Annotated in this window: 24 protein-coding genes; 17 read left to right on the top strand and 7 right to left on the bottom strand. The window is 74.3% G+C overall.

Annotated elements, in window-relative coordinates:
- Positions 1 to 4: 4 nt before the first annotated feature.
- Together SM573_RS22820 and SM573_RS22815 are read right to left on the bottom strand one after the other, a co-directional pair.
- Positions 5 to 1,369, bottom strand: coding sequence for an MmgE/PrpD family protein (locus SM573_RS22820; protein ID WP_474617009.1), 1,365 nt, complete (start codon positions 1,367 to 1,369; stop codon positions 5 to 7).
- Between the two features lie 257 nt (positions 1,370 to 1,626).
- Positions 1,627 to 2,202: a TetR/AcrR family transcriptional regulator gene (locus tag SM573_RS22815; RefSeq protein ID WP_474610600.1), complete on the bottom strand. Its 576-nt coding sequence runs from the start codon at positions 2,200 to 2,202 to the stop codon at positions 1,627 to 1,629.
- Between the two features lie 80 nt (positions 2,203 to 2,282).
- Between SM573_RS22815 and SM573_RS22810 the strand changes: the two genes are divergently transcribed.
- The 3 genes from SM573_RS22810 (at position 2,283) to SM573_RS22800 (ending at position 4,419) form a co-directional block, all read left to right on the top strand.
- On the top strand, positions 2,283 to 3,083 hold the full coding sequence (locus tag SM573_RS22810) for an SDR family NAD(P)-dependent oxidoreductase (protein WP_474610599.1): 801 nt from the start codon (positions 2,283 to 2,285) through the stop codon (positions 3,081 to 3,083).
- A 344-nt stretch (positions 3,084 to 3,427) separates the two neighbouring features.
- Positions 3,428 to 4,003, top strand: a complete 576-nt coding sequence (locus SM573_RS22805; protein ID WP_474610598.1) for a Dps family protein — start codon at positions 3,428 to 3,430, stop codon at positions 4,001 to 4,003.
- A gap of 23 nt (positions 4,004 to 4,026) precedes the next feature.
- Positions 4,027 to 4,419 carry a nuclear transport factor 2 family protein gene (locus tag SM573_RS22800; RefSeq protein ID WP_474617008.1) on the top strand — a complete coding sequence of 131 codons (393 nt, stop codon included), beginning with the start codon at positions 4,027 to 4,029 and terminating at the stop codon, positions 4,417 to 4,419.
- A gap of 17 nt (positions 4,420 to 4,436) precedes the next feature.
- On the opposite strand, the gene SM573_RS22795 is transcribed toward SM573_RS22800, so the two are convergent.
- Positions 4,437 to 5,615, bottom strand: coding sequence for a low temperature requirement protein A (locus SM573_RS22795; RefSeq protein ID WP_474610596.1), 1,179 nt, complete (start codon positions 5,613 to 5,615; stop codon positions 4,437 to 4,439).
- 296 nt (positions 5,616 to 5,911) lie between these two features.
- Here SM573_RS22795 and SM573_RS22790 point away from each other — a divergent pair, with 296 nt between their 5' ends.
- The 8 genes from SM573_RS22790 to SM573_RS22755 all read left to right on the top strand — a co-directional run bounded on the left by SM573_RS22790 (position 5,912) and on the right by SM573_RS22755 (position 15,738).
- Positions 5,912 to 6,754 carry an alpha/beta hydrolase family protein gene (locus tag SM573_RS22790; RefSeq protein ID WP_474610970.1) on the top strand — a complete coding sequence of 281 codons (843 nt, stop codon included), beginning with the start codon at positions 5,912 to 5,914 and terminating at the stop codon, positions 6,752 to 6,754.
- 147 nt (positions 6,755 to 6,901) lie between these two features.
- A complete protein-coding gene (locus SM573_RS22785; RefSeq protein WP_474610595.1) occupies positions 6,902 to 7,687 on the top strand; it encodes an ABC transporter ATP-binding protein in 786 nt (261 codons plus the stop codon).
- Positions 7,684 to 8,457, top strand: coding sequence for an ABC transporter ATP-binding protein (locus tag SM573_RS22780; RefSeq protein ID WP_474610594.1), 774 nt, complete (start codon positions 7,684 to 7,686; stop codon positions 8,455 to 8,457). Before SM573_RS22785 ends, SM573_RS22780 begins: the two co-directional genes overlap by 4 nt.
- A 19-nt stretch (positions 8,458 to 8,476) precedes the next feature.
- Positions 8,477 to 9,355, top strand: a complete 879-nt coding sequence (locus SM573_RS22775; RefSeq protein WP_474610593.1) for a branched-chain amino acid ABC transporter permease — start codon at positions 8,477 to 8,479, stop codon at positions 9,353 to 9,355.
- A complete protein-coding gene (locus tag SM573_RS22770; RefSeq protein ID WP_474617007.1) occupies positions 9,352 to 10,467 on the top strand; it encodes a branched-chain amino acid ABC transporter permease in 1,116 nt (371 codons plus the stop codon). The genes SM573_RS22775 and SM573_RS22770 overlap by 4 nt, the downstream gene beginning before the upstream one ends.
- A 78-nt stretch (positions 10,468 to 10,545) precedes the next feature.
- Positions 10,546 to 11,829 (top strand): ABC transporter substrate-binding protein, encoded by a 1,284-nt coding sequence (locus SM573_RS22765; protein ID WP_474610969.1) that lies wholly within the window; start codon positions 10,546 to 10,548, stop codon positions 11,827 to 11,829.
- Positions 11,830 to 12,255: 426 nt separating this feature from the next.
- A complete protein-coding gene (locus tag SM573_RS22760; protein WP_474610968.1) occupies positions 12,256 to 12,867 on the top strand; it encodes a TetR/AcrR family transcriptional regulator in 612 nt (203 codons plus the stop codon).
- A 126-nt stretch (positions 12,868 to 12,993) separates the two neighbouring features.
- Complete coding sequence (locus SM573_RS22755) at positions 12,994 to 15,738, top strand: helix-turn-helix transcriptional regulator (protein ID WP_474617006.1); 2,745 nt, start codon at positions 12,994 to 12,996, stop codon at positions 15,736 to 15,738.
- 75 nt (positions 15,739 to 15,813) lie between these two features.
- Here the strand turns inward: SM573_RS22755 and SM573_RS22750 are convergent, their stop codons facing one another.
- The 3 genes from SM573_RS22750 to SM573_RS22740 are packed head-to-tail and all read right to left on the bottom strand — an operon-like array spanning position 15,814 to position 19,019.
- Entirely contained in the window at positions 15,814 to 16,887 is a 1,074-nt protein-coding gene (locus tag SM573_RS22750) for an alcohol dehydrogenase catalytic domain-containing protein (RefSeq protein ID WP_474617005.1), read from the bottom strand.
- Entirely contained in the window at positions 16,884 to 18,302 is a 1,419-nt protein-coding gene (locus SM573_RS22745) for an aldehyde dehydrogenase family protein (RefSeq protein WP_474617004.1), read from the bottom strand. Before SM573_RS22745 ends, SM573_RS22750 begins: the two co-directional genes overlap by 4 nt.
- Positions 18,303 to 18,353: 51 nt before the next feature.
- Entirely contained in the window at positions 18,354 to 19,019 is a 666-nt protein-coding gene (locus SM573_RS22740; RefSeq protein ID WP_474617003.1) for a TetR/AcrR family transcriptional regulator, read from the bottom strand.
- A gap of 162 nt (positions 19,020 to 19,181) precedes the next feature.
- Between SM573_RS22740 and SM573_RS22735 the strand changes: the two genes are divergently transcribed.
- Genes SM573_RS22735 through SM573_RS22715 form a run of 5 tightly spaced genes read left to right on the top strand, consistent with a single transcriptional unit; the run spans position 19,182 to position 24,422 of the window.
- Positions 19,182 to 20,330, top strand: a complete 1,149-nt coding sequence (locus tag SM573_RS22735; RefSeq protein WP_474617002.1) for an acyl-CoA dehydrogenase family protein — start codon at positions 19,182 to 19,184, stop codon at positions 20,328 to 20,330.
- Positions 20,331 to 20,346: 16 nt separating this feature from the next.
- Positions 20,347 to 21,105, top strand: coding sequence for a 3-oxoacyl-ACP reductase FabG (fabG, locus tag SM573_RS22730; RefSeq protein ID WP_474617001.1), 759 nt, complete (start codon positions 20,347 to 20,349; stop codon positions 21,103 to 21,105).
- Between the two features lie 34 nt (positions 21,106 to 21,139).
- Complete coding sequence (locus SM573_RS22725) at positions 21,140 to 22,312, top strand: acyl-CoA dehydrogenase family protein (RefSeq protein ID WP_474617000.1); 1,173 nt, start codon at positions 21,140 to 21,142, stop codon at positions 22,310 to 22,312.
- Positions 22,309 to 22,773: a MaoC family dehydratase gene (locus SM573_RS22720; protein ID WP_474616999.1), complete on the top strand. Its 465-nt coding sequence runs from the start codon at positions 22,309 to 22,311 to the stop codon at positions 22,771 to 22,773. Before SM573_RS22725 ends, SM573_RS22720 begins: the two co-directional genes overlap by 4 nt.
- Positions 22,770 to 24,422, top strand: coding sequence for a long-chain-fatty-acid--CoA ligase (locus SM573_RS22715; RefSeq protein WP_474616998.1), 1,653 nt, complete (start codon positions 22,770 to 22,772; stop codon positions 24,420 to 24,422). Before SM573_RS22720 ends, SM573_RS22715 begins: the two co-directional genes overlap by 4 nt.
- Before the next feature lie 70 nt (positions 24,423 to 24,492).
- On the opposite strand, the gene SM573_RS22710 is transcribed toward SM573_RS22715, so the two are convergent.
- Positions 24,493 to 24,759: a hypothetical protein gene (locus tag SM573_RS22710; protein WP_474610582.1), complete on the bottom strand. Its 267-nt coding sequence runs from the start codon at positions 24,757 to 24,759 to the stop codon at positions 24,493 to 24,495.
- 121 nt (positions 24,760 to 24,880) lie between these two features.
- Between SM573_RS22710 and SM573_RS22705 the strand changes: the two genes are divergently transcribed.
- Positions 24,881 to 25,639: a DNA-formamidopyrimidine glycosylase family protein gene (locus SM573_RS22705; protein WP_474610581.1), complete on the top strand. Its 759-nt coding sequence runs from the start codon at positions 24,881 to 24,883 to the stop codon at positions 25,637 to 25,639.
- The last annotated feature ends 108 nt before the right edge of the window (positions 25,640 to 25,747 follow it).

The following is a 25,747-nucleotide window of genomic DNA, read 5'->3' as shown; positions in this document are numbered from 1 at the left end:
CCTTCTACGGCCGCCTGAGCAGCGCTGTGAGCGACGGTATGGAATTCCCCTCGTGCAGCGTCGCGACGGTCTTGACGATCGCGGCGCCGGTCTCGTCGCCGAGCACACCCGCGACGTTGTCGGTGAACTTGCGTTCGATGTCGGCTGAGGTCGCCGGGCGGGTCGGGTGGCCGCGGAATCCGGCCTGGTAATGCCCCAGGTGGGCGCCGTCGCGCAGCTCGATGTCGACGCGGGCGCTGAACACCGGGTCACCTGCCGGGATGGGCATCGCATACGGCTCGATCAGATCGCCGATGGCTAGGATCACCGGGTCGTTCCACCGGTTCGGGTCGAAGTAGTCGGCGGGCGCGTTGCGGCCGGTGACGAACTGCAAGCCGGCGCCGAACGCCAGACTGAACTGGGCGGAGATCGCGTCGGTCGGACGGGTGATGGCGGCGCCGTGGCCGACCGCGAAGTCGACGAGCCCGATCCGGATCCGCGCGATCTGCCCTGGGTCGATCGGAGTGCTCTCGCGCAGGTGACGGATCGCGTCGAGCGGTGCGTGCACGGTGCCGACAGCCGGGTAGAAGCGAAAGATCGTGTCCAGTACCTGCCAGTGCTGCCACGCGGCCCCCGGGATGTCCGCCCCCTCGGCGCCGCCGAAGAGCCCGAAGACGCCGCGATGCCCCTCGAAGATCGTCGGCGGGCCGGTCAGACCGAGCCGGGCGAGTTGCGCGGCCTCCGTACCGGCGCGGGCCGCGGAGCCGGCGTGCAGGCGCTTGACCTCGCCGCCGCTGCGGTCGTACTCCATCGTGCCGGAGGCGTCGCTGCCGGCGATCCCGAACGCCCGGGTCAGCTCGGCCGGGCTGAGCCGCAGGATGCGGCCGGCTGCGGCGGTCGCGCCGAACACCCCGAGAACCTTGGAACCGTGCCAGCCGGTTGCCAGCATGCCGCTGGTGGTCACCGCGCCCAACAGTCCCATCACCTGGATCCCGGCGGCCACTGCGGTGATCAGCTCGCGGCCGTCGGCGCCGTCACGCTCGGCCAGCGCCAGCGCGGCCGGCACCACGGCCGAGGAGGTGTGCCAGGCGACGGCGTGCGCGTCGTCGTACTCGCAACTGTGGCCGAGGGTGCCGTTGACGTAAGCGGCCTGCACTGCCGTGGTCTTCCGGTCGCTGCCGGTGACCGTGCTCTCGGGTGCGCCCGGTGCCGCTGCTGCCAGCTGGCGCACCGGCTGGATGTTGGGCAGGGTCGAGCCGAGTACCTGCACTCCGAGCTGGTCGAGGATCACCTGCTCGGTGCGCTCGACAACCTCGGCGGGCAGATCCTCGAAGCGCAGGCGGCTCGCCCAACTGGCCAGGCGTCCCGCGACAGTGTCTTCATCAGCCATAAATGACAGCATGCACTACCAATTGAGAGACCGCTCTGTCATTTACATCACTCAGGCAAACATCGTCGCTCGCTCAAGTCACCCCTGGACCGCCGCCGAGTCACCCTCGTCGAACCGGGCGCGGTCCGGACCGACTGGGGTGGCATCGTCGATGCGGATCCCCGAGGTCGGCGAGGACTTCCGGCGGGCCGTGGGCCGGATACACGACTTCCGCCGAGTTTCCGCCGCCTGGCCCGGCCGTGCTCGCGTACCAGCGGTCAGGCGGAGGGCTCGGTCATCGTCTTTAGCATGCGGGTGACGTGCGTTCGCAGCGTCTGCGGGTCGGCGTCGCGCAGCGCGCCGGTGCCGATGATCCGACGCATGAGCCACACGCCGGCGATGAGGGCCAGTCCCAGCTCGGCCCGCTCCTGCGCGTGCGGCCCTTGGAGGGCGTCGGCGAACCGGGCGCCGACGTGCTTCTCGATGCCGGCCCGGATGATCTCGGCGGCCCGTGGGTTGGCCGCCGACCTGAGCATCAGCTCGAACGGCCCGAGATGGTCGGCGTCCGGCGCGGTGCGGCCGATCAGGGCGCGCGCCGTCTCGCCCGCGAGATCGTCGGAACGTCGCGGAACCATCGTCGGCTGCGCGAACGAGACATCGACAACCTCGGCGAACAGGCCTTCCTTGGAACCGAAGTAGCGGTTCACCAGCATCGCCGTGACTCCGGCGTTCGCCGCTATCTCGCGTACGCCCACCCCGTCGTAACCGTGCCTGGTAAACGCGGTGACCGCCGAATTGAGGATCGCCTGCCGGGTATTCCCGGCATCGCGGGGCCTGGGCGTGGCGGTTGTCATACCGACCAAGTCTACAGGTGGCAACTTGGCGACGTAGTCTACGCGTGTAGACAGCATCGCTTCGATGACAAGGAGTTCTCATGGATCTGCGACTGGCAGGGCGTCGCGCATTGATCACCGGCTCGACGTCCGGGCTGGGTGAGGCCATCGCTCGGCTGCTCGCCGGCGAGGGTGCGGAGGTCGTCATCCACGGCCGCACCGACGAACGCGCGCGGGCGGTGGCCGACTCGATCGTCAACAACGGCGGTCGGGCCTCGATCACCACGGGTGATCTCGCCACCGACGCGGGCGCCGACCAGGCAGCCGAGGGCGCACTGGCCGGTGGGGCGGTCGACATTTTGGTCAACAACGCCGGCTCCTACGAACACCTCGACTGGGCCGGCGCCACCGCTGACATCTGGCAGCAGACCTACAACATCAACGTCGTGTCGGGCGTACGGATGATCCAGCGCCTCGTCCCGGCGATGCGGGAGCGGGACTACGGGCGGGTCATCACCATCGGCGGCGGCCTGAGCATGCAGCCGTTCAACAACCACCCGCACTACAACGCCTCGCTGGCCGCCCGGCACAACCTGGCCGTCTCGCTCGCCCGCGAGCTGGCCGGCACCCGGATCACCTCCAACGTCGTGTCGCCCGGCGCGATCCTCGTCCCGGCCGTCCAGGACTTCCTGACCAAGCTCTCGCCGGACCGCGGCTGGGGCGAGACCTGGGAGGAGATCGAATACAACTCGGTCCGCGAAATCGTGCCCAACGACCGGGTGCGGTACGGGCGGCCCGACGAGATCGCCGGAGCTGTCGCCTACCTCTGCAGCCCCTACGCCGAGTACATCAGCGGCGCCACGATCCGCGTCGACGGCGGAACCGTCCGCGGCGCCTTCTGACACGCGGCCACCGCCGGCCGCTGCCCATGCCGATCGTGTACGACGACACACCGGTTCAGCTGCGGCCGATCTCCCGTCAACCGACACGAGTCAGGTCACTCGGACAGGATCATCCGTCGTGGCTCGGCGGCCCCGCGGCGGCCGGGTCACGCCGGTGGCGGCTTCGCGGTCTCGGCGATACGACAAGCTGGCCGTCCGCTACGAAGCCACCAATCACGTCACCGCCATCAACGAATGGCTACCCGCACTTCGAGACAGGGCCTAGGCTCGAAAAGGACGCCGGCCGGTCGCGGACCCGGGCCGGCGCGCAGACCGGGCAGCGAGCGGGCATCGGGGGAGCCAGCATGGTCCAGCAGGACGGACGGTCGGACAGTCAGCCACGGCTGCACCAGCACGGCAGGGAGATCCAGCCGTTCGGCACGATGCGGCAGCTCCCCGTGGGCCTCTCCGACGACGTACGGGCGTACTCGTGCGGGCGGTTGAACCAGGTCCTCGCCGACAGCCGGATCCTCTACTCGCTCTACAAGAAGCACCACTGGCTCATGCGCGGGCCGACGTTCTACCAGCTCCACCTGCTGCTGGACAAGCACGCCGGTGAACAGCTCGAGCTGATCGACATGATCGCCGAGCGGATCCAGACGCTCGGCGGGATCGCGGTGGGCGACCCTCGACACGTGGCCGAGCTGACCCGGGTGCCGCGCCCGCCCGACGGCGCCGAGGAGGTCCCGGCGATGCTCTCGCGCCTGCTGGAGGCCCACGAGATGATCCTGACCGACGCGCACGACGCCGCCGCGCGGGTGGCGGAGCGCGGTGACGACGGCAGCAACGACCTCCTGGTGTCCAGTGTGATCCGCACCAACGAGCTGGAGACCTGGTTCGTCGCCGAGCACCTCGTCGACACGCCGGTCGTCCGGGTCTGAGCCCGGTGGCGGACCGGGTCTTCGTGGACAGGAAGCAGGTCGGCGCCTGGGTGGCCGGCTACGAGAAGGCGTGGCGGACGCCCGGCACGGAGGCGCTGGCCACGATCTTCACGGACGAGGCGAGCTACCGGCAGGGTCCGTACCTGGCGCCGCTGGTCGGCCTGCCCGCCATCTCCCTGATGTGGGAGGGCGAGCGCAGCGGCCCCGACGAGGTGTTCCAGATGACCAGCGACATCGTCGCGGTCGACGGCGACACGGCGGTGGTGCGTGTGGAGGCACGCTACGGAGACCCGGTCGACCAGGAGTTCCGCGACCTGTGGATCATCCGCTTCGCCGAGGACGGGCGCTGCTGGTCCTTCGAGGAGTGGCCCTTCTGGCCGGGGCGGCCCATCGCCCCCGACACCGACGGGCGCTGACCCGGCGCCACCGGGAGTCAGGCCGGCGAGGCGCGGACGAGGCGGGCTCGCGGAGCCGCCGTCTCCGCGACCAGGACGAACAGCAGGACCAGGTCCGCGACCGCGAGGACGGCCAGGGGCGGGAGCGGCGCCAGGACCGGGGCGAGCGCGGCGAGCACCGCGATTCCCAGTGCCCGTGCCCAGCGGAGCCGGCCGGTGACCACGGCGTCGAAGAGGCAGCCCCCGAGCAGGAAGAGCGCCGGCCCGCCGAGGAGGACGGCCAGCCAGGCGACCGGTGTGCTGCCGAGCGGCCGGTCGATGACCATCGACGCGCCGGTCGAGACGAGCAGCACCCCGGCCACCATCACCAGGTGGCTGTAGGAGGTGGAGGTGCCGGAGCGCACCCGCTCGACCGACGTGGAGTGGGGCGGTGTCAGCAGCCGCCGCATCCGGTGAACGTAGAGGTGGAAGAGCAGGACTCCGCTGCCGAAGGCGACGGCGCTCGCGGCGATCCGGGCCCCTTCGAAACCGCTGGCGACCAGCCCCATGCCGACGGAGAGGATCAGCTCGCCGATCGCGACGAGATAGATCTGCTGGTGCCGTTCGGACAGGTGCGCCCCGGTGAAGATCTGGCTGGCCAACTCGGTGCGCCCCAGCCGCGGGGTGGGCCAGCCGATCCGCGCCGAGCCGAGGTCGATCACCACGGCGACGCCCCAGAGCACCAGTCGCGCGGTCCCCTCCGCGAACACGCCGGCCACCCACGGCGTCGCGGTGACGACGAACCAGAAGAACACCCGGATGCTGCGGGCCTGGACGTCGCGGTTCACCCGGGTGCCGGGGATGAGCACGCTGTCGCGGACGACGTGGATGCCGAAGTACGCCGCGACGAAGAGCCACCCGTGCTCGCCGAAGGCCTGCGGGACCGCGATCCCCATCACCAGGGCGCCGAACATGACGAGCAGGACGGTCGCCTGGATGATGGGCAGCCGCGGGTTGAACAGGTCGGTGAGCCAGGCGGTCAGCACCCAGACCCACCAGGCGGCCATCAGCAGGACGGCGGTCTGTGCGACACCGCGCACGGAGAGGTCGTCGGCCAGCCCGGCGGAGAGCCGGGACAGCATGAAGATGTAGACCAGGTCGAAGAAGAGCTCCAGGAAGGTCGGTAACTCGGGCTCGCCGCGCCGACGCAGGAGCCGGGGGAGCGGGCTGGACGTCACCCCGTCTGCCTCCTCTGACCTGCGTCACGGACGCCGAGACCGGTGGGGGCACCTGCCACGCTACCGGGCGGTCGCCGGCGGCCACGCCGAAACGGCGGGTCGTGCCCCTGCGGCGGCCCGTGCCCCACCTGACTGCCAGGCCGGCCGTGGGGACTGGTGATTTCACCGATGCGGAGCCGGCGCACTCCCAGAAGACTGACGCACGTCGATATCCCCTCCGCTAGGGAGTTCCCGACGTGTCCGCACCCACCACCACCGGTCCCCGTACCCTTCTCGCCCGCGCCGCCCGGACGGCCATGGCTGTCGCCCTGGTCGCCGGCGGCGCCCTCGCCGCCTCGTCCGGGCCCGCCCAGGCCGCCGACAACCCGTACGAGCGGGGCCCCGCGCCGACCGTCGCGGTGCTGGAGGCAGCCCGCGGGCCCTTCGCCACCGCGTCGCAGAGCGTCTCCTCGCTGACCGTCACCGGCTTCGGTGGCGGCGTCATCTACTACCCGACCGACACCAGCCAGGGCACCTTCGGCGCGATCGCCATCTCGCCGGGCTTCACCGCCTCGTGGTCGAGCATCGACTGGCTCGGGCCGCGGATCGCCTCGCACGGCTTCGTGGTCATCGGCATCGAGACGCTCACCCGGCTCGACCAGCCCGACAGCCGCGGACGGCAGTTGCTCGCCGCGCTCGACTACCTCGTCCAGCGCAGTTCGGTGCGCGGCCGGATCGACGCCAGCCGGCTGGCCGTGGCCGGGCACTCGATGGGTGGCGGCGGCAGCCTGGAGGCCGCCCGCTCCCGCCCGTCGTTGCAGGCCGCCGTGCCGCTCGCGCCGTGGAACCTGACCAAGACCTGGTCCACCCTCCAGGTTCCCACCCTGATCATCGGCGGCGAGAGCGACAGCGTCGCCCCGGTCGCCAGCCACTCGGTGCCGTTCTACAACAGCATCCCCGCCTCCGCCGAGAAGGCGTACCTGGAGCTCAACAACGCCAGCCACTTCTTCCCGCAGACGGTGAACACGCCCACCGGCCGGCAGATGGTGGCCTGGCTCAAGCGCTTCGTCGACAACGACATCCGCTACGAACAGTTCCTCTGCCCCGGCCCGAGCGGGCTGCAGATCGAGGAGTACCGCAACACCTGTCCCAGCGCCTGACGGCGACGCGCGGGGCGGTCGCGCCGGCGGCCGCCCCGCGCGCTCGTCCGGCCCACCGGATCGACACATCGAAGGTATTGACGCGGTAACCGGGAAATGTACACTGCGAGTGTAAATAACGGCCGCCGCTATCCCCAGGGACGGGTGATGGAGCAAGGGCTCGCGCTGCACCACATCGGGGTCCGGTTCGGAGGCCTCACCGCACTCGACGACGTCTCGCTGCGGGTACCCCCCGGCCGGGTGGTGGGCGTGATCGGCCCCAACGGCGCCGGCAAGACGACACTGTTCAACGTGATCTGCGGCTTCGTCGCGCCGGAGACGGGATCGATCACCCTGGACGGTCGGCCGCTGCGGCCCCGCCCGCACCGGCTGACCCGGCTCGGCATCGCCCGGACGTTGCAGGGCACCGGGCTCTTCGCCGGGCTGACCGTGCTGGAGAACGTGATGGCCGGCGCCTCGCACACCGCGCGCGCCGGTCTCCTCCCGGCGCTGCTCGGCCTGCCCCGCAGCGACCGGGACGAGGCGCGGCTGCGCGCGGAGGCCCTCCACGTCCTCGACGGGCTGGGCATCGCGGCGCACGCCGACGCCGCGCCGGGCACGCTGCCCTTCGCCGTACGCCAGCGGGTCGCCCTGGCCCGCGCGCTCGCCGCGCGGCCCCGGCTGCTGCTGCTCGACGAGCCCGCCGGCGGCCTCGGCGCCGAGGACATCGCCGAGCTGGCCGAGCTGATCCGGCAGCTGCCCCGGCGTGCGGCCGACCCGTGCGCCGTGCTCCTCGTGGAGCACCACATGGACCTCGTGATGGCGGTCTGCGACGAGCTCGTGGTGCTCGACTTCGGCCGGGTGATCGCCGCCGGCACCCCCGACGAGGTCCGCGACGACCCGGCGGTCACCGACGCCTACCTCGGTGCCGCCGTCGACGAGGCGGCGGCATGAGCGACAGGGTGGTGGAGCGCGGTGCGGTGTCGCCCGGCGCGCTCGCCGGGCAGGCGGAGGACCTGCTCGTGGTGCGCGGCCTCGTCGCGGGCTACGGCGCCGCCCCGGTGGTGCGGGGCGTCGACCTCACGGTTCCCGCCGGCACCATCACGGCGGTGGTCGGCGCCAACGGGGCCGGCAAGACCACCCTGCTGCGGACGATCTCCGGCATGCTGCGCCCGCTCGACGGCCGGATCCGCCTCGACGGCGCAGACCTGCGCGGCGTCCCCGTCGAGCAGCTCGTCCGGCGCGGCATGGCGCACGTGCCGGAGGGGCGCGGCGTGATCGGCGAGCTGACCGTCGACGAGAACCTGCGTCTCGGCGGGTTGTGGCGGCGCGACCGGGCCGACGCCGCGCGTGCCCTGACGGAGGTCTACCAGCTCTTCGAGCCGCTGGCCCGGCGCCGGCGGCACCTCGGCCACCAGCTCTCCGGCGGTGAGCGGCAGATGCTGGCGCTCGGCCGCGCGCTGGTCGGCCGGCCGCGCCTGCTGCTGCTCGACGAGCCCTCGCTCGGCCTGGCGCCGCGGGTGGTCGCCCGGATCATGGCCCTGCTGCGGCAGCTGCGCGACAGCACCGGCCTCACCGTGCTGCTCGTCGAGCAGAACGTCCGCAGCGCCCTCTCCGTCGCCGACCAGGGCGTGGTCATGTCCCTCGGCCGGGTGGTCACCTCGGCCCCGGCGGCCGACCTTCGTGACGACGTCGACCTGCGCCACTCCTACCTCGGCTTCTGACCTCTCGGGAGGAGAACCTGTGGACCGCTTCGTCTTCCTCACCCTGGACGGCCTGTCCCGGGGAGCGGTCTACGCCGCGTTCGCGCTCGCCCTGGTGCTGATCTGGCGGGCCGCGCGCGTCGTCAACTTCGCGCAGGGCGCGATGGCCGTGGCCGCGGCGTACGTCGCCTACAGCGTCTCCGCGGCGACCGGATCCTACTGGCTGGGCTTCGCGGCCGCGCTCGCCGCCGGGCTGCTGCTCGGGGCGCTCGTCGACCGGGTGGTGATGCGGCACGTCGACCACGCCTCGCCGCTCAACCCGGTGATCGTGGCGCTCGGGCTGGTGCTGCTCATCCAGGCGGTCCTCGGCATGGTCTACGGCAGCGAGTTCCGCCCCGCCGGCACGCCCTTCTCCCGCGGCGCCTTCACCGTCGGCGGCCTCGCCGTGCTCTCCCCGTACGACCTTTTCGTCTTCGCCGCCGTCGCGGTGGTGGTGGTCGCGCTCGCCTGGATCTTCGCCCGCACCGCGGTCGGCCTGCGGATGCGGGCCGCCGCGTTCGCCCCCGAGGTGTCCCGGCTGCTCGGGGTCAACGTGGGCGGCATGCTCACCCTCGGCTGGGCGCTCGCGTCCGGGGTCGGCGCGCTGGCCGCCATGCTGGTCATCCCCACCGAGCTGGGCCTGCACCCGCACGCCATGGACCTGGTCTTCGTCTCGGCGTTCACCGCGGCGGTGGTCGGCGGGTTGGACAGTCCACCAGGGGCGGTCGTGGGCGGCCTGGTCGTGGGCCTGGTGCTCTCCTACGTCAGCGGGTACGCCGGCAGCGACCTCACCCCGCTCGCGGTGCTGGTCCTGCTGCTGGCCGTGCTGCTGGTCCGGCCCGGCGGCCTGTTCGCCCCGGTCGCGGCGAGGCGGGTGTGAGCGCCACCCGGGCGGCCACGCCGCCGCACCCGCGTACGGCCGGGGCGGGCGCCCGGGCGGGGGCCCCGCGCCGCCGGATCGGCACCCTGCTGCGCCACCTCGCCGTCGTGGCGGTCGCCGGGCTGCTGCTCGTCGGCGTGAGCTACGCGCTGGAGCCGTTCCGCAACTTCCAACTCGCCACGGTGGCGGCGTACCTGTGCGCCACCGCGGGGCTGACCGTCCTCACCGGGCTCAACGGCCAGCTCTCGCTCGGGCACGGCGCCCTGATGGCCACCGGTGCCTACACGGTGGCCTTCTGCCAGAACGCGTTCTACGACCGGGGCGTCACCAGCGCTTGGCTGCTGGTGGTGTCGCTGGCCGTGGCGGTGGTGGCCACGGTCGTGGTGGGCGCCGTCGTCGGGGTGGCCGCGGCGCGGCTGCGCGGGCCGTACCTGGCCGGTGTGACCCTGGCCGTCGCGGTCGTGGTGCCGGCGCTGACCGTCACCTTCGACGGGGTCTTCAACGGCGAGCAGGGGCTCTCCGTGCCCGTCGAGCCGCCGCCGCTGGCGCTCGGCCCCTACTTCCCCTACGAGCGGTGGCAGCTCTGGATCGCCGGGGCCGCCACCCTGCTCGCCCTGCTGCTCCTGGCGAACCTGGCGCGCAGCAGGTACGGCCGCACGTTCCGGGCGGTCCGGGACGACGAGGTCGCCGCCCGCCTCGCCGGCATCCACGTGGCCCGCACCCAGGTCCTCGCGTTCGTGGTGAGCGCCGCCACCGCCGGGCTCGGCGGCGCGCTGCTCGCGGTGCTCGCGCAGAGCGTGTCACCGGGCGCGTTCTCGCTCACGCTCTCCCTCTTCCTGCTCATGGCCGTGGTGATCGGTGGGCTGGGGCGGCTCGCCGGCGCGGTGTGGGGCGCCGTCCTGCTGGTCGCCCTGCCCGACCTCAGCCACTCGGTGACCGAGCAGCTCACCCTCCCGGCCGCCACGGCGCAGCGGCTCGAGGGGAACCTGCCGCTCGCCATCTTCGGGATCACCCTCGTCGTCGTCATGCTCGTCGCACCCGGCGGCGTGCAGGGCCTGCTGTCCCGGCTCGGCCGCGCGGCGCTCGCCCGCTGGCGGGCCCGCCGGTCCTGAGCCCCGGTCCGGCCGTCCCCCGGGCCGGGCGCCACACCCCCACCACGAAACCCCAGCGAGGAAAGGTCGGTGTTCCCCATGCACCGTACGGCGCGACGCGGACTCGCGATCGCCAGCACCATCGCTCTGCTCCTCGGCGCCACCGCGTGCGGCGACGACGGCGGCGGCACCGGGCGCGGCAGCGTCCCCGGCGTCACCGACACCGAGATCCTGGTCGGCACGCACATGCCGCTCACCGGCCCGGCCGCGGCCGGCTATTCGAAGATCGCGCCGGCCACGAAGGCGTACTTCGACTACGTCAACGCCAACGGCGGCGTGCACGGGCGCAAGATCACTTACAAGATCATGGACGACGGTTACAACCCGGCGAACACCCAGCAGGTCGTCCGCCAGCTCGTCCTGCAGGACAAGGTCTTCGCGATCCTCAACGGGCTGGGCACGCCGACCCACACCGGCGTGCTCGACTTCCTCAAGACCAACCGGGTGCCCGACCTCTTCGTCGCGTCCGGGAGCCGCAGCTGGGACCAGCCGGACAAGTACCCGGGCACCTTCGGGTTCAACCCGGACTACACGGTGGAGGGCAAGATCCTCGCCAACCACATCAAGACCAGCATGCCCGGGCGCAAGGTCTGCTTCCTGGGCCAGGACGACGACTTCGGCCGGGACAGCCTCCTCGGCGTGGAGAAGGTGCTGGGGGCGGGGGCGGTGGCCGTCAAGCAGACGTACGTCACCAGCAACACCAACGTGGCGCCCCAGATCGGGGCGTTCAAGGCGGCCGGGTGCCAGGTGGTCGTCCTCGCCACCGTCCCCGGGTTCACCGCGCTCTCCATCGGCACCGCCGCGCGGCTCGGCTTCCGGCCACAGTGGCTCGTCTCCAACGTGGGCGCCGACCACCCGACCCTCGCCAAGCAGCTCGGCGCGGCCGCCCCGCTGTTGGAGGGCCTGATCGGCGCCAACTACCTGCCGATGCAGAACGACAAGGCCAACCCGTGGATCCAGCTCTTCACCCGGATCAACGACGAGTACAACGGCGGCGCCGAGTTCGACGGCAACACCGTCTACGGCATGTCCGTCGGCTACCTCTTCGTGCAGGCGCTGCTCGCCGCCGGCAAGGACCTCACCCGCGAGTCGGTGATCGAGGCGGTGCGCAAGGGCGGCTTCCAGGGCCCCGGCCTCGCTCCGCTGCGCTTCTCGGCGGACGACCACTCCGGCTACGGCGGTGAGCGGCTCACCCGCGTGACCGGGGGAGTGCAGAGCTACTTCGGGCCGGCGTACGAGACCGACGAGGAGGACGGCCCGGTGACCGAGTACACCGCGGCGCCCGTCCAGCCCCCGGCCAACGGGGTGCCCTCCGGCTCCTGATCCGCCACCGGGCCCGGTCCGGCTCCGGCCGGGGCCGGCCCGGTTGGCCCAGCCGATGTCCCCGATGTCGCGGTGTCCCTGTCGGGCGCCGCGACATCGGGGAGTCGATCGTGGCCGCAGAGCCCGTCGGCGTCGCCGGCTCGCGCCCGCTCGGCGTGCGTTGACCCGGACGTGGACCACTCCTAATATTCGCACCGTGAATGCAAATTCTGGCCGCCCGCCGCTCGTCCCCGCGCGTCGTCGCGGGCGCGTCGAGCCGGGGTGCCCGCCCGGCCACCGGCCCGCGCGGGAGGTTCCCGACATGCTGCCCGGCCCGCCACCGGAGGGCGGGTCGACCTCCCTGCGCCGGGCCGCGGCCCCGGCGCAGCCTCTAGACTCGCCGGTGCCGCCGGGTGGGCCGTGGCGGTGGTGAGGGGGCGCAAGGCGATGAGCGGGGCGGCGGCACCGAGTCGGGTCGACGGGCGGACGCTGCGCTCCGAACGGACGCGGGCGGCGATCGTCGAGGCGCACCTCGCGCTCATCTCCGAGGGGGACCTGCGGCCGACGGGCGAGCGGATCGCCGAGCGGGCGGGCATCTCGCTGCGTACGCTCTGGACGAACTTCAAGGACATGGAGACCCTCTTCGAGGCCAGTGGGGCGGAGGTGCTCCGCCAGCAGGACGCCGCGTACCGGCCGGTCTCGCCGGCGTTGCCGCTGGCCAAGCGGGTGGACGCCTACTGCCGGCAGCGCGCCCGGCTGCTCCAGCTCATCGCGCCGTCGGCCCGGGCCGCCCAGATGCGCGAGCCCGTCTCCGACCAGCTGCACCGCAACCGGCTCAAGCACATCGAGCGGGTGCGCGACGAGGTCGAGACCCTCTTCGGCGCCGAGCTGGCGCGCGTGGGCGCGGGTCGCAAGCAGCTGGTCGACGCGATCGTGGCGGCGAGCATGTGGCCGGCGTGGTCGATGCTCCGCGACGGTCTGGGCCTCGGGGTGGACCAGGCGCGCGCCGTGATGGCGCGTACCGTCGGCGCGCTGCTGGCCCAGGTCGTCGAGGACTGACCACCCCGGGCCGTCCGGGCGACCTCCGATCCGTCGCGGCGCGACGCCCGGCCCGCCGGGTTTCGTCCCGCCGCCGGGAGGGTCCCGCCTCTTTCCAACCGGTTGCGGATAGGTGACACTCAATGCATGGTTAGTGCATCCTCGGTGCAAATAACCGTGCTGCGCGGCCGGGACGACGAGTGCCGCGCGATCCGCCGGCTGCTCGACGGCGTCGCCGCGGGCGGGGGAGCCCTGGTGTTCCACGGCGAGCCCGGCTCGGGCCGCAGCGCCCTCGTCGCCCACGCCCACCACACCGCCGGCGGGTGGACGGTCCTCGCCTCGACCGGGCTGGCCGAGGAGGCCGGCCTGCCGTACGCCGGGCTGCAACGCCTCCTCGACCCGGCGCTCGACCGGCTCGCGGAGCTTCCCGGCGCGCAGGCCCGGCTGGTGCGCCGGGCGCTGTCCGGCGCGGGCTGCCCGCCCGACCGCCGGCTCGCGCTCGGCCTGGCCGTCCTGCGGCTGCTCGCCGTCGTCGCGCGGGACCGCCCGCTGCTGTGCACGATGGACGACGTGGACCGGGGCGACCGGGCGACCGCGGAGACGCTCGGTGTCGTGGCCCGGCGACTGCGCCGGCTCCCGGTCGCCGTCGTGCTCACCGCGACGGCCGGGCCGCCCGACGGGCTGCCGCACCACCGGCTGCGCGCCCTCGACGAGGGGGACAGCATCGCCGTCCTCACCGACCGGCTGACCGAGCCGCCCGTGCCGTCGGTGGCCGCGGCGCTCGCGGTGCTCGCCCAGGGCAACCCGCAGGCGCTGGTCGACCTCGCGGCGACGCTCACGCCCGCCCAGTGCCGCGGCGACGAGCCGTGCCCCGCGACGCCGCCGGCGGACGGCGCGCTCGGTCGCTCCTACCGGACCCGGCTCGACCGGCTGCCGGGCGACACCCGCCGGATGCTGCTGCTCGCCGCGCTCGACGAGGACGGCGCGCCGGACACCCTGGTGCGGGCCGCCCGCGCCGGCGGCGTCCCGGTCGCGGCGCTCGCCCCGGCCGAGGTGGCCGGACTGGTCCGGGTCGAGGCGCACCGGGTCACCTTTCCGCACCCGGTGGCCCGGGCGGTGGTCGTCGCCGCCGCGCCCCTCGCCGAGCGTCGGGCCGCGCACCTGCGCCTCGCCGGAGTCCTGGACGACCCCGCCCACCGGCTCTCCCGGGCGCTGCACCTCGCCGCCGCCGCGGCCGGCTCCGACCCGGCGCTCGCCGCTGAGCTGGAGCGGGCGGCGGCCCACGCCGAGGCCGCCCGCGCGTCGGCCGCCCTCGAGCGGGCCGCCGCACTCACCGAGGATCCCGCCCGCGCCGCCGCCCGCCGGGTGGCCGCGGCGGCGTACGCCTTTGCCGGTGGCGATCCCCGACGGGCCCGCCTGCTCCTGGCCGGGCTCGGCGCCGGTCCGGTGCCGCCCGTCGCCGCCGCGCGGGCCGACCTGCTGCGCGCCGAGATCGAGTTGCGCGGTGGCCGCCTCCCGGTCGCGGTGCGCGCGTCGCTGGCCGCGGCCGACGCACTGGCCGGCACCGACCGGCCGCTCGCCCTGGCCGCGCTGGCCCGGGCGGGCGAGGCGTTCTGCTTCTCCGGCGAGCAGTACCGCTACGCCGACCTCGGCCGGCGGGCGCAGGCCCTCGTCCGCCCCGCCGACCCCACCGGGACGGCGCTGATCGGCACCTACCTCACCGGGGTGGCCGCGACCCTGCGGGGCGACCTGGAACGCGCCGGCCCCGCGCTGCGCCGCGTCGTCGTGCTCGCCGACCGGCTCGGCGGGCCGGCGCTCACGCCCGCCACGCTGTGTTGGGCGGCGTCGGCGGGCCTGCTCGTGGCCGTGGACGGTGCCGCGCACCGGCTCGCCGACCGCGCCGTCGAACTGGCCCGTGACCGGGACGAGATCTCCGCGCTGCCCCGGGCCCTGGAGCTGCGGGCCATCGCCGAGTACTGGCTGGGCCGGCACGAGGCGGCGGCGGAGAGCTCACGGGAGGGGGCGCGGGTCGCGCGCGCCACCGGCCAGGCCAACGCCGCCGCCGTCCACCTGGGAATGCTGGCCGTGCTCGCCGCGGTCCGGGCCGACCGGGAGACCTGCCTGCGCCGGCTCCGCGAGGTCGGCGAGGGGCCGGCGCCGCACAGCCGGCCCCGGGCGCTGACCCAGTGGGCCCTCGCCGTGCTCGACCTGACCGACGGCCGGCACGCCGCCGCCGCGTCGAGGCTCACCGCGCTGGCCCGCCCCGGCACCGGGCGGGGGCAGGTGCTCATCCAGGTGATGGCCACCCCGTACCTGGTGGAGGCCGCCGCGCACCTGCCGCACCGGCCGGCCGCGGCCGCCGCGCTCGCCCTCTTCGACCGCTGGGCCAGCAGCACCGCCAGCCCGTCCCGGCGGGCGCTGTCGGCCCGCTGCCACGCGCTGCTGGCACCGCGCGGCAGCGCCGAGGCGGAGGAGGCCTTCGTCGCGGCGCTGCGGCTGCACCCGGTGGACGCCGGCGCCTTCGAGCGGGCCCGCACCGCCCTGCTCTTCGGCCGGGAGCTGCGCCGGGCGCGCCGGCCGCGCGACGCGCGGACGCACCTGCACGACGCCTGGGAGGCGTTCGCGCTGCTCGGCGCGACCACCTGGGCCGAGCAGGCCACCGCCGAGCTGCGCGCGGCCGGCGAGTCGGTGGCCCCGCCCGACCCGGCCGCCGCCCGGCTGCTCACCGGCCAGCAGCTGCGGATCGCGCGGATGGTCGCCGAGGGGGCCACCAACCGGGAGGTCGCGGCCCGGATGTTCCTGTCCACCCGCACCGTCGACCACCACCTGCGCAACATCTTCCACCGGCTCGGCATCCGGTCGCGCACCGAACTGGCCCGGGCCCTCACCTGACGCGCGACCGCGCGAGCCCCGGCCGCACCCGCCGCAGGCCGCGCCGCCGGCACCGGACCTGCCGGGACCGGCCGGCTACGGCACCACGACCGTGCGGGCGCCCTCGCCCCGGGCCATCCGGTCGAAGGCCGCCGCCGCGCCGTCGAGCCCGGTCCGGTCGCTGATCAGCGGGGTGAGGTCCAGCGAGCCGTCGAGTACGGACCGGGCCAGCGCGGGCACGTCCCGGTCCGGATCGGACGAACCGTAGACCGAGGAGCGCAGCGTACGGGCCGAGTGAAAGATCTCCAGCGCGCCGAGCGGCACCACGTCGTCGCGGGCGCCCATGCCCACCACGGTCACCGACCCGCCGCGCCGGGCGGCCCGCCACGCCCCGCGGATCGTGGCGCCCCGCCCCACGCACTCGAAGGCGTGGTCGACGCCCCGCCCGTCGGTCCGCGCGCGTACCGCCCGGCTGAGCGAGTCGTCGGAGAGCAGGAACTCGGTGGCCCCGGCCGCGAGCGCCAGCCCGGCCTTGGCCGGCGAGACGTCGACGGCGAGCACGGGATCGGCGCCGGCCGCCCGCGCGGCCCCGACCACCGACAGCCCCACCCCCCCGAGGCCGATCACGAGCACCGACTCGCCGGGGGCGACGGCGGCCGTGCGGCGGACCGCGCCGACCCCGGTGAGCACGGCACAGCCCAGCAGCGCCGCCGCCTCGAACGGCAGCTCGGCGGGGACCGCGATCACCGCCGCCTCGGGCACCACCACCTCGTCGGCGAGCGCGCCGAGGCCGAGCGTGACGTGCAGTGGCTCGCCGCCCGCCGTACGCCCCCGGGCCACGGCCGGCGTGCCGCCCCGCTCGCAGAGCCACGGCTCGCCGCGCCCGCAGTACCAGCACCGCCGGCACGGCGGCGCCCAGTTCAGCACCACGTGCGCGCCGGGCGCCACCCGGGTGACGCCCGCGCCGACCTCGGTGACCACCCCGGCGGCCTCGTGGCCGAGCACCAGCGGGTACGGCGCGGCGACCGTGCCGTTCACCATGGACAGGTCGGAGTGGCAGACGCCGGTGGCGCGGACCGAGACGCGCACCTCGCCCGGCCCCGGGTCGGGCAGTGCGATCTCCTCCACCCGGGGCGACTCGCCGGCACCGCGCACGACCAGTGCCCTCACCGCTGGATCGCCTTCGTCTGGAGGAACTCGGCCAGGCCGTGGCGGCCCAGTTCACGGCCGATGCCGGACTGCTTGTAGCCGCCGAACGGGGCGAGCGGGTTGAACGGCGCCCCGTTGATGTCGACCGCGCCGGTCCGCATCCGCCGGGCCACGCGTACGGCCCGCTCCTCGTCTGCGGACCAGACCGCGCCGGCCAGACCGTAGCGGGAGTTGTTCGCCACGGTGACCGCGTGGTCGTCGTCGTCCACCGGGATCACCGCGAGCACCGGGCCGAAGACCTCCTCCTGCGCCAGCGCGCTGTCCGGGTCCACGTCGGCGATCACGGTGGGCGCCACGAACCAGCCGCGGCCGGGCACCGGGGCGTCCGGGCCGCCGGTGACCAGGCGGCCCCCGTCGGCGAGCCCGCGGGTGACGTGGCCGAGCACCCGTTCCCGCTGGGCGGCCGAGACGAGCGGGCCGAGCCGCGTGGCGGGGTCGAACGGGTCGCCGAGCCGGTAGCCCTCGGCGGCCTTGGCGGCCAGCGTGAGCGCCTCGTCGTAGCGGGACCGGTGCACCAGCATCCGGGTCCAGGCGGTGCAGGTCTGCCCGGAGTTCAGGAAGGCGTTGCCGACGCCGACCTTGACGGCGGTGACCAGGTCGGCGTCGTCGAGGATCACGTTGGCGGACTTTCCGCCGAGCTCCAGCGCCACCCGGGCGATCCGGTCCGCCGCGAGGTGCGCGACGCGGCGTCCGGTCGCGGTCGAGCCGGTGAACGAGACCATGTCCACGTCCGGGTGGGCGGCGATGGCCTCGCCGACGACCGGGCCGGTGCCGGTGATCAGGTTGACCACCCCCGGCGGGAGGCCGGCCTCGTGGATCGCGTCGAAGAGCAGGTACGACACGAGCGGGGTCAGCTCGGCCGGCTTGAGCACGACGGTGCAGCCGGCCGCCAGCGCCGGGGCGAGCTTCGCCACGACCTGGTGCAGCGGGTAGTTCCAGGGGGTGATGGCCCCGACCACGCCGACCGGCTCCCGGACGACTGTGGAGTTGCCCACGGTCTCCTCGGCCGGTGTGTGGGCGGCCAGCTCGACGTAGCTGTGCAGCACGGTGAGCGGCAGGCCGGCCTGGACCCGGGCGGCGAGCTTCAGCGGCGTGCCCAGCTCCAGGGCCACGGTGCGGGCGATCTCGTCGGCCCGCGCGGAGAGCGCGGCGTGCAGCCGGTCCAGGTGTGCCGCGCGCTCGGCCGGCGGGGTCGCGCCCCAGCCCTCGAAGGCGGCCCGGGCGGCGGCCACGGCCCGGTCGACGTCGGCGGCCGTGCCCGCCGGAACGGTCGCCACGATCTCCTCGGTCGCCGGGTTGTGCACCGGGAGGGTCGCCGCGTCGGCGGCGGTGACCCAGCGGCCGTCGAGGTAGAAGTCGGTCCGTGCGAGATCCATCGCGCCCCTCACGTACGTCGCCCGAAACTAGCGGTGCAAGTTTGACCGACCCTAGTACGCCTCGCCGGCCGGCGGGAGGGGTGGCAGCGGCCCGACGTGCTGCTCGTAGGTGCGCGACAGGCCGTCGATGAGCGCGTCGAGCCCCAGCGCGAACGCGCCCTCGTCGACCCGCTGCTGGTGCTCGGCGAGCCGGTGCGCCTGGGTCAGGTGCGGGTACTGCTCCGCGTAGACGCTCGGGTCCTCCACGAAGCCGCGGGCGAACGAGCCCAGCGCGGACCCGGCCACGAAGTAGCGCATCAGCGCGCCGATGTGGGTGGCCCGGGCAGGCGGCCAGCCGGCGTCGACGAGCCCGCCGTAGACCGCGTCGGCCATCGCCAGCGCGGCCGGCCGGCGGCCGGGCCCGCGGGCCAGGTACGGGACGATGTTCGGGTGCGCGGCGAGCGCGGCCCGGTAGGAGTGGCCCCACCGGCGCAGCGCCTCCCGCCAGTCGACCCGGCCGAAGAACGACACGTCCACCTTCGACGTGATGCTGTCCGCCACCGCGTCGAGGATCTCGTCCTTGGTGGCGAAGTGGTTGTAGAGCGACGGGCCGCGTACGCCGAGCTCGGCGGCGAGCCGGCGGGTGGAGAACGTCTCCAGTCCCTCGGCGTCGATCAGCGCGGCCGCGGCCTCGACGATCCGCTGCCGGCTGAGCAGCGCCTGCCGCGGCCGGGGCATCGGTCCCTCCTTCACTCGGTGCGCGGCGGCCCTCGCCGGTCCGCGCCGTCGCGCGCCGGCGGGCGGCCGGGTCGCCGGACCGCCGGGGCCCGGTGGTCCGCCGGAAACTCTGCCACAACGGGGTCTGGACGGATTTAAACTTGCAGCGCTAGTTTATGGCGCATGGACCTACGCCTCTCCGCCGAACAGGCGGCGGTCCGCCGGCTCGCCGCCGAGTTCGTCGACCGTGAGGTGCGACCGCACGCCGCGCGGTGGGACCGGCAGGAGGCCGTCGACCCGGCCATCGTCGGCAAGCTCGGCGCGCTCGGCTTCCTCGGCCTGACCGTCCCCGAGGCCGACGGCGGCTCCGGCGGCGACCACCTGTCGTACTGCCTCGTGCTGGAGGAGCTGGGGCGCGGCGACTCCGCCGTGCGGGGCATCGTGTCGGTCTCCCTCGGCCTGGTCGCGAAGTCGATCGCCGCCCACGGCTCCGCCGAGCAGCGGGCCCGGTGGCTGCCCGGGCTCTGCTCCGGTGCCGCGCTCGGCTGCTTCGCGCTCACCGAGCCCGACAGCGGGTCGGACGCCGCCGCGCTCACCACCCGCGCGGTGCGCGACGGCGGCGACTGGCTGCTCACCGGCACGAAGACCTTCATCACCAACGGCACCACGGCCGATGTCGCGCTGGTCTTCGCCCGCAGCGGCGACGTCGGCCACCGCGGCATCACCGCCTTCCTGGTGCCGACCGACAGGCCGGGGCTGACCCGGCGGGAGATCCACGGCAAGCTGGGCCTGCGCGGGCAGGCCACGGGGGAGCTGCGGTTCGACGGCGTGCGGGTGCCCGACTCCGCGCGACTCGGCGAGGAGGGCCGCGGTTTCCGTCTCGCGCTCTCCACCCTCGCCAAGGGACGGATGTCGGTCGCCGCCGGCTGCGTCGGCATCGCCCAGGGGTGCCTCGACGCCGCCGTCGCCTACGCCGGGCAGCGCACCCAGTTCGGCAAGCCGATCGCCGGGCACCAACTCGTGCAGCAACTGCTCGCCGCCGTCGCCGTGGACACCGCCGCGGCCCGGCTGCTGGTGTGGCGGGTGGCCGACCTCGTCGACCGGGGCGAGCCGTTCGCCACCGAGGCGTCCATGGCCAAGCTCTTCGCCAGCGAGGCCGCCGTGCGCGCCGCCAACAACGCGGTGCAGGTCTTCGGCGGCTACGGCTACATCGACGAGTACCCGGTCGGCAAGTACCTGCGTGACGCCCGCGTCGCCACCCTCTACGAGGGCACCAGCCAGATCCAGCACCTGCTCATCGGCCGCGCGCTCACCGGCGTGAACGCCTTCTGACCCCCAGGGAGCAACCGTGACCAGATTCGCCGACCGGGTCGCCGTCGTCACCGGCGCCGCGCGGGGCATCGGCGCCGCCACCGCCCACCGGCTCGCCGCCGAGAAAGCGGCCGTCGCCGTCGTCGACCTCGACGCCGACGCCGCCGCAGCGGTCGCCGACGAGATCACCGCGGCGGGCGGCCGGGCCGTCGGCATCGGTTGCGACGTGACCGACGCCGAGGCGGTCACCGCGATGACCGAGCGGGTGGCGCAGACGTACGGCGGCCCGCACGTGCTGGTCAACAACGCCGGCATCACCCGCGACGACCTGCTGTTCAAGATGCCCCTGGCGAGCTGGGACGCCGTGCTCACCACCAACCTGACCAGCATGTTCCTCTGCTGCCAGGCGGTCCAGCGGCACATGGTCGCGGCCCGCTACGGCCGGATCGTCAACCTCAGCAGCCGCTCCGCCCTCGGTAACCGCGGCCAGGTCAACTACGCCGCCGCCAAGGCCGGCGTCCAGGGCCTCACCGCCACCCTCGCCATCGAGCTGGGCCCCTTCAACGTCACGGTGAACGCCGTCGCCCCGGGCTACGTGGCCACGGCGATGACCGCCGCCACCGCCCAGCGGGTCGGCAGCAGCCCCGAGGAGCACCAGCGCCTGGCCGCCGCGCACACCCCGCTGCGCCGGGTCGCCCAACCGGCCGAGATCGCCTCGGTGATCGCCTTCCTGGCCAGCGACGACGCCTCGTACGTCAGCGGCCAGACCCTGTACGTCAACGGCGGCGCGCGCTGAGGCGCGCGTACCCACCCCACCACCCGGAGGAACCATGGACTTCGCGCTATTCGACGAGCAGCGGGCCATCCGCGACACGGCCCGCGACTTCATCGCCCGGGAGGTCATGCCGCTGGAGCCGGAGCTGCTGCGGCGCGAGCGCGCGCACCGGCCCGGCCTGGAGCGCGGCGAGCTGCGGGAGCTGCAGCTCAAGGCGCGCAAGTTCGGCTTCTGGGGCCTGGCCACCCCGCAGGAGTACGGCGGCATGGACCTGCCCGCCGTCACCCAGTCGCTGATCTGGACCGAGATCGGCCGCTCGTTCGTGCCGTTCCGCTTCGGCGGCGAGGCCGACAACATCCTGTTCCACTGCGACGAGGAGCAGAAGCGGGAGTACCTGCTGCCGACCATCGAGGGCGAGCGGCTGAGCTGCTTCGCCATCACCGAGCCGGGCGCCGGCTCGGACGCGGCCAACATCAAGCTCAGCGCCCGCAGGGACGGCGGCGACTGGGTCCTCAACGGCGAGAAGACGTTCATCACCGGCGGCAACGACGCCGACTTCGCCATCGTCATCGCGGTCACGGACCCGGAGAAGGGCGCCCGGCGCGGCGGCGCCACGGCCTTCCTGGTGGACCGGGAGATGGGCTGGCGCTCCGAGTTCATCCAGACGATGGGGGAGGGCGGCCCCGCGTCGCTGGTCTTCGACGACGTACGGGTGCCCGAGCGCAACATCCTCGGCGAGCTGGGGCAGGGCTTCGCCCTCGGCATGGAGTGGATCGGCAAGGGGCGCTACACCATCCCCTCGCACGCCGTCGGCATCGCCGAGCGGGCGCTGGGGATGGCGATCGCGTACGCCAACACCCGCGAGACGTTCGGCCGGCCGATCGGCGAGAACCAGGCGATCCAGTGGATGATCGCCGACTCGGAGACGGAGCTGGAGGCGGCCCGCTGGCTCATCCTGCGGGCCGCGTGGACGGTCGACCAGGGCCTGGACCCGCGGCACGCCTCGTCCATGGCGAAGCTCTACGGCGCCGGGATGGTCAACCGGGTGGTCGACCGCGTCCTGCAGATCCACGGCGGCATGGGCTACACCCGCGAACTGCCCGTCGAGCGCTGGTACCGGCAGGTCCGGCTCTACCGGATCTTCGAGGGCACCGACGAGATGCAGCGCCTCATCATCTCCCGCGACCTGCTGCGCGGCTACACCAAGCTCGGGGGTCACCTGGCATGAGGACCTTCGCCTCCCTCGACGAGCTGGCCGCCGCCGTCGGCGAGACCCTCGGCCCCGGGCCGTGGCAGCCCGTCGACCAGAAGCGGGTCGACCTGTTCGCCGACGCCACCGACGACCACCAGTGGATCCACGTCGACCCGCGGCGGGCCGCCGCCGGCCCCTTCGGCGGCACCATCGCCCACGGCTACCTGACCCTGTCCCTGCTGCCCGCGCTGGTCGGCGCGCTCTACCGGCTCGAGGGCGTGGGCATGGGCGTCAACTACGGGCTCAACCGGGTGCGCTTCCCCGCGCCGCTGCGGGTCGGCGCCGCCGTCCGGGCCCGCGCCACCCTCGCCGACGTGTCCCCGGTGGACGGCGGCGTGCAGGTGGTCAACGCGGTCACCGTGGAGTCCGACGCGGGCGGCAAGCCGGTCTGCGTCGCCGAGACGGTCAGCCGCCTCTACCGGGGGGCCGCGCGGTGACCGCGCTGTCGCTCGCCATGGTCCTGGCCGAGTCCGCCCGCCGGCACGCCGACACCGTCGCGGTCGTCGACGGCGAGATCCGGGTGACGTACGCCGAGCTGTGGCTGGAGGCCCGCAGCTACGCCGCGGGCCTGCGGGAACTCGGCGTCGGCCCGGGCGACCGGGTGGCGCTGCTCGCCCCGAACGTGGTCGACTTCCCGCGCGTCTACTACGGGGCCCTCGCCGCCGGCGCCGTGCTGGTGCCGGTGCACCTGCTGCTCACCCCGGACGAGGCCGGGCACGTGCTGCGCGACAGCGGGTCGACGCTGCTGGTCTGCCACACCGCCCAGCTCGCCCTGGGCGCCGCGGCCGCGGCCGCAGCCGGGGTCCGGCTGGTGACCGTCGGGCCGGCCGTGCCGGGCGCGCCGGGGCCCCGGCTGGAGGACGTGAGCGAGCGGGTGGCCCCGCTGCCGTCGTACGTCACCCGCGAGGCCGAGGACGCCGCCGTGGTGCTCTACACCAGCGGCACCACCGGCGAGCCCAAGGGAGCCCTGCTCACCCACGTCAACCTGGTCATGAACGCCACCGTCAACGTCTTCGACGCCAACGACGCGCGCGCCGACGACGTGGTGCTCGGTTGCCTGCCGCTGTTCCACAGCTTCGGCCAGACGGTGGCGATGAACGGCACCTTCCGCATCGGCGCGACGCTCGTGCTGCTGAGCCGGTTCACCGGGCCCGACGCGATCGACCTCATGCTGCGGGAGGGCGTGAACGTCTTCCACGGCGTGCCGACCATGTACGTGGCGCTGTTGGACGCCGCCCGCGGCCGGGCCGAGCTGCCCCGGCTGCGGCTGTGCGTCTCCGGCGGGGCGTCGCTGCCGGTCGCCGTTCTGGAACGCTTCCACACCACGTTCGACACGACCGTCTTCGAGGGGTACGGGCTGTCGGAGACCTCACCCACGGCCACCACCAACCAGCCGCACTTCGGCACCCGGGCCGGCACGGTCGGGCACCCGATCTGGGGCGTGGAGGTGGAGATCGCCCGCGCCGACCTGGACGACCGCGTCGAGCTGCTGCCGGCCGGCGAGCTCGGCGAGATCGTCATCCGCGGCCACAACGTCTTCGCCGGCTACCTCGGTCGTCCCGAGGCGACCGCCGAGGCCGTGGTCGACGGCTGGTTCCGCAGCGGCGACCTGGGCCGCAAGGACGCCGACGGGTTCGTCACCATCGTCGACCGCAAGAAGGACCTGATCATCCGGGGCGGCTTCAACGTGTACCCGCGCGAGGTGGAGGAGGCCCTGGCCCGTCACCCGGCCGTCGGCCAGGTCGCGGTGATCGGCCTGCCCGACCAGCGGCACGGCGAGGAGGTCTGCGCGGTGGTGGTGCCGGACCCGGCCGGACCGGGCGCCCCGAGCGAGCAGGAGTTGATCGACTGGGCGCGGGAGCACCTGGGCCGGCACAAGTACCCGCGCCGGATCCGCTACGTCGACGCCCTCCCGCTCGGCCCGAGCCACAAGGTGCTCAAGCGCCACCTCCGCGAAGCCCTGACCCCCGTCCCCAACCCCGACCCCACCCCCAACCCCGACCCCACCCCCAACCCCGCCGATCATGCAGTTGTGGTCGTTGACAAAGGTGGCCTAAGCCGCGATTCGGGCGCCACAACTGCATGATCGACGTGGGGCGGGTGCGGGCCCGGGGCGGGTGCGGGCCCGGCGCGGGTGCGGGGGCGGGGTGGGTGGGTTAGTCGCGGTGGTCCTCGTCGTCCGGGATGATCGACTCGCGTTGCTCCAGGGCGTCGGCCGGGTTGGCGTCCTCGGGCAGGGAGGTCAGCGAGTCCTGCTCACCCGGCGGTGGTGAGCCCTGCTCGGCGACGTCCGCCTCGGTGGCGTCCAGCGGCGGGGTGGTGGGGGTGACGTCCTGCGCCGCGTCGTCCACGACCGGCTGGCTCTGCTCCAGCGCGTCGGCCTCCGGCGGTACGCGCAGCGGGTCGTCCGGGTTGACGGTCATGTCGCCTCCTCGGGAACTCCGGTCGGGGTCGCCCCCATAGTTCCCCCATGACGCGCCGGAAACCCGGACACCGCCGGGCCAATCCGCCGTTACCGCCCAGCCGGGCGGGGTACCCGCGAGCATGCCCGAGGGTCATCTCATCCACCGGTACGCCCGGCAGCAGCACTCGGACCTCGCCGGCCGCGCCCCGGCGGTCGCCAGCCCGCAGGGCCGCTTCGACCCCGGCCCCTACGCGGGGCGGACGCTGCGGGCCGTCGAGGCGTACGGCAAGCACCTGCTCTACCACTTCGACGACAGCCCGACGCTGCACGTGCACCTCGGCATGCGCGGGCTCTTCCTGCGCCACGGCGACCCGAGCGTGGCGCCGCGCGGGGGCGTACGCCTGCGGCTGGCCACCGACTCGGTGGCGTACGACCTGATCGCGCCCATCCGGTGCGAACCGCTCCCGGGCGACGGCGAGCGCGCACTGCGCGCCTCCCTGGGCCCGGACCCGCTGCGGGCCGACGCCGACGCGGACGACGCGGTGCGCCGCCTGGCGGGGGCCGGTGGCGCGGTCGGCGCGGCCGTGCTGGACCAGTCGGTCTGGGCGGGCATCGGCAACGCGTGGCGTGCGGAGCTGCTCTTCCTGGCCGGCCTCGACCCGGACACGCGGGGGATCGGCCCGGCCGCCGCGCGTGAGGTGTGGGATCTCGCGGTGCGGTACCTGGCGCTCGGCCGTGACGCCGGCCAGGTGGTGAGCGACCCGACGGCGCCGGACGAGCGGTGGGTCTACAAGCGCGAGACGTGCCGTCGGTGCGGTGCTCCGGTGCGCCGCTGGACCCTGGGCGCCCGCACCGCCTACGCCTGCCCGGTCGACCAACCCCGGCCCGCGCACCCCTGAGCCCCGGCCGCCCCCGCGCAGCCCCCGCGACCTCTGGGTGCCCCGGCCCCCGCGCACGGGCCCTCGTGGCGCAGGGCCGGGCGAGGTGGGGCGGCCCAGTAGGTTGTT

It is taken from the genome of Micromonospora xinjiangensis (assembly GCF_056150165.1).
The sequence above is the reverse complement of the archived record's forward strand: the minus strand, read 5'-3'. Positions and strand labels throughout refer to the sequence as shown.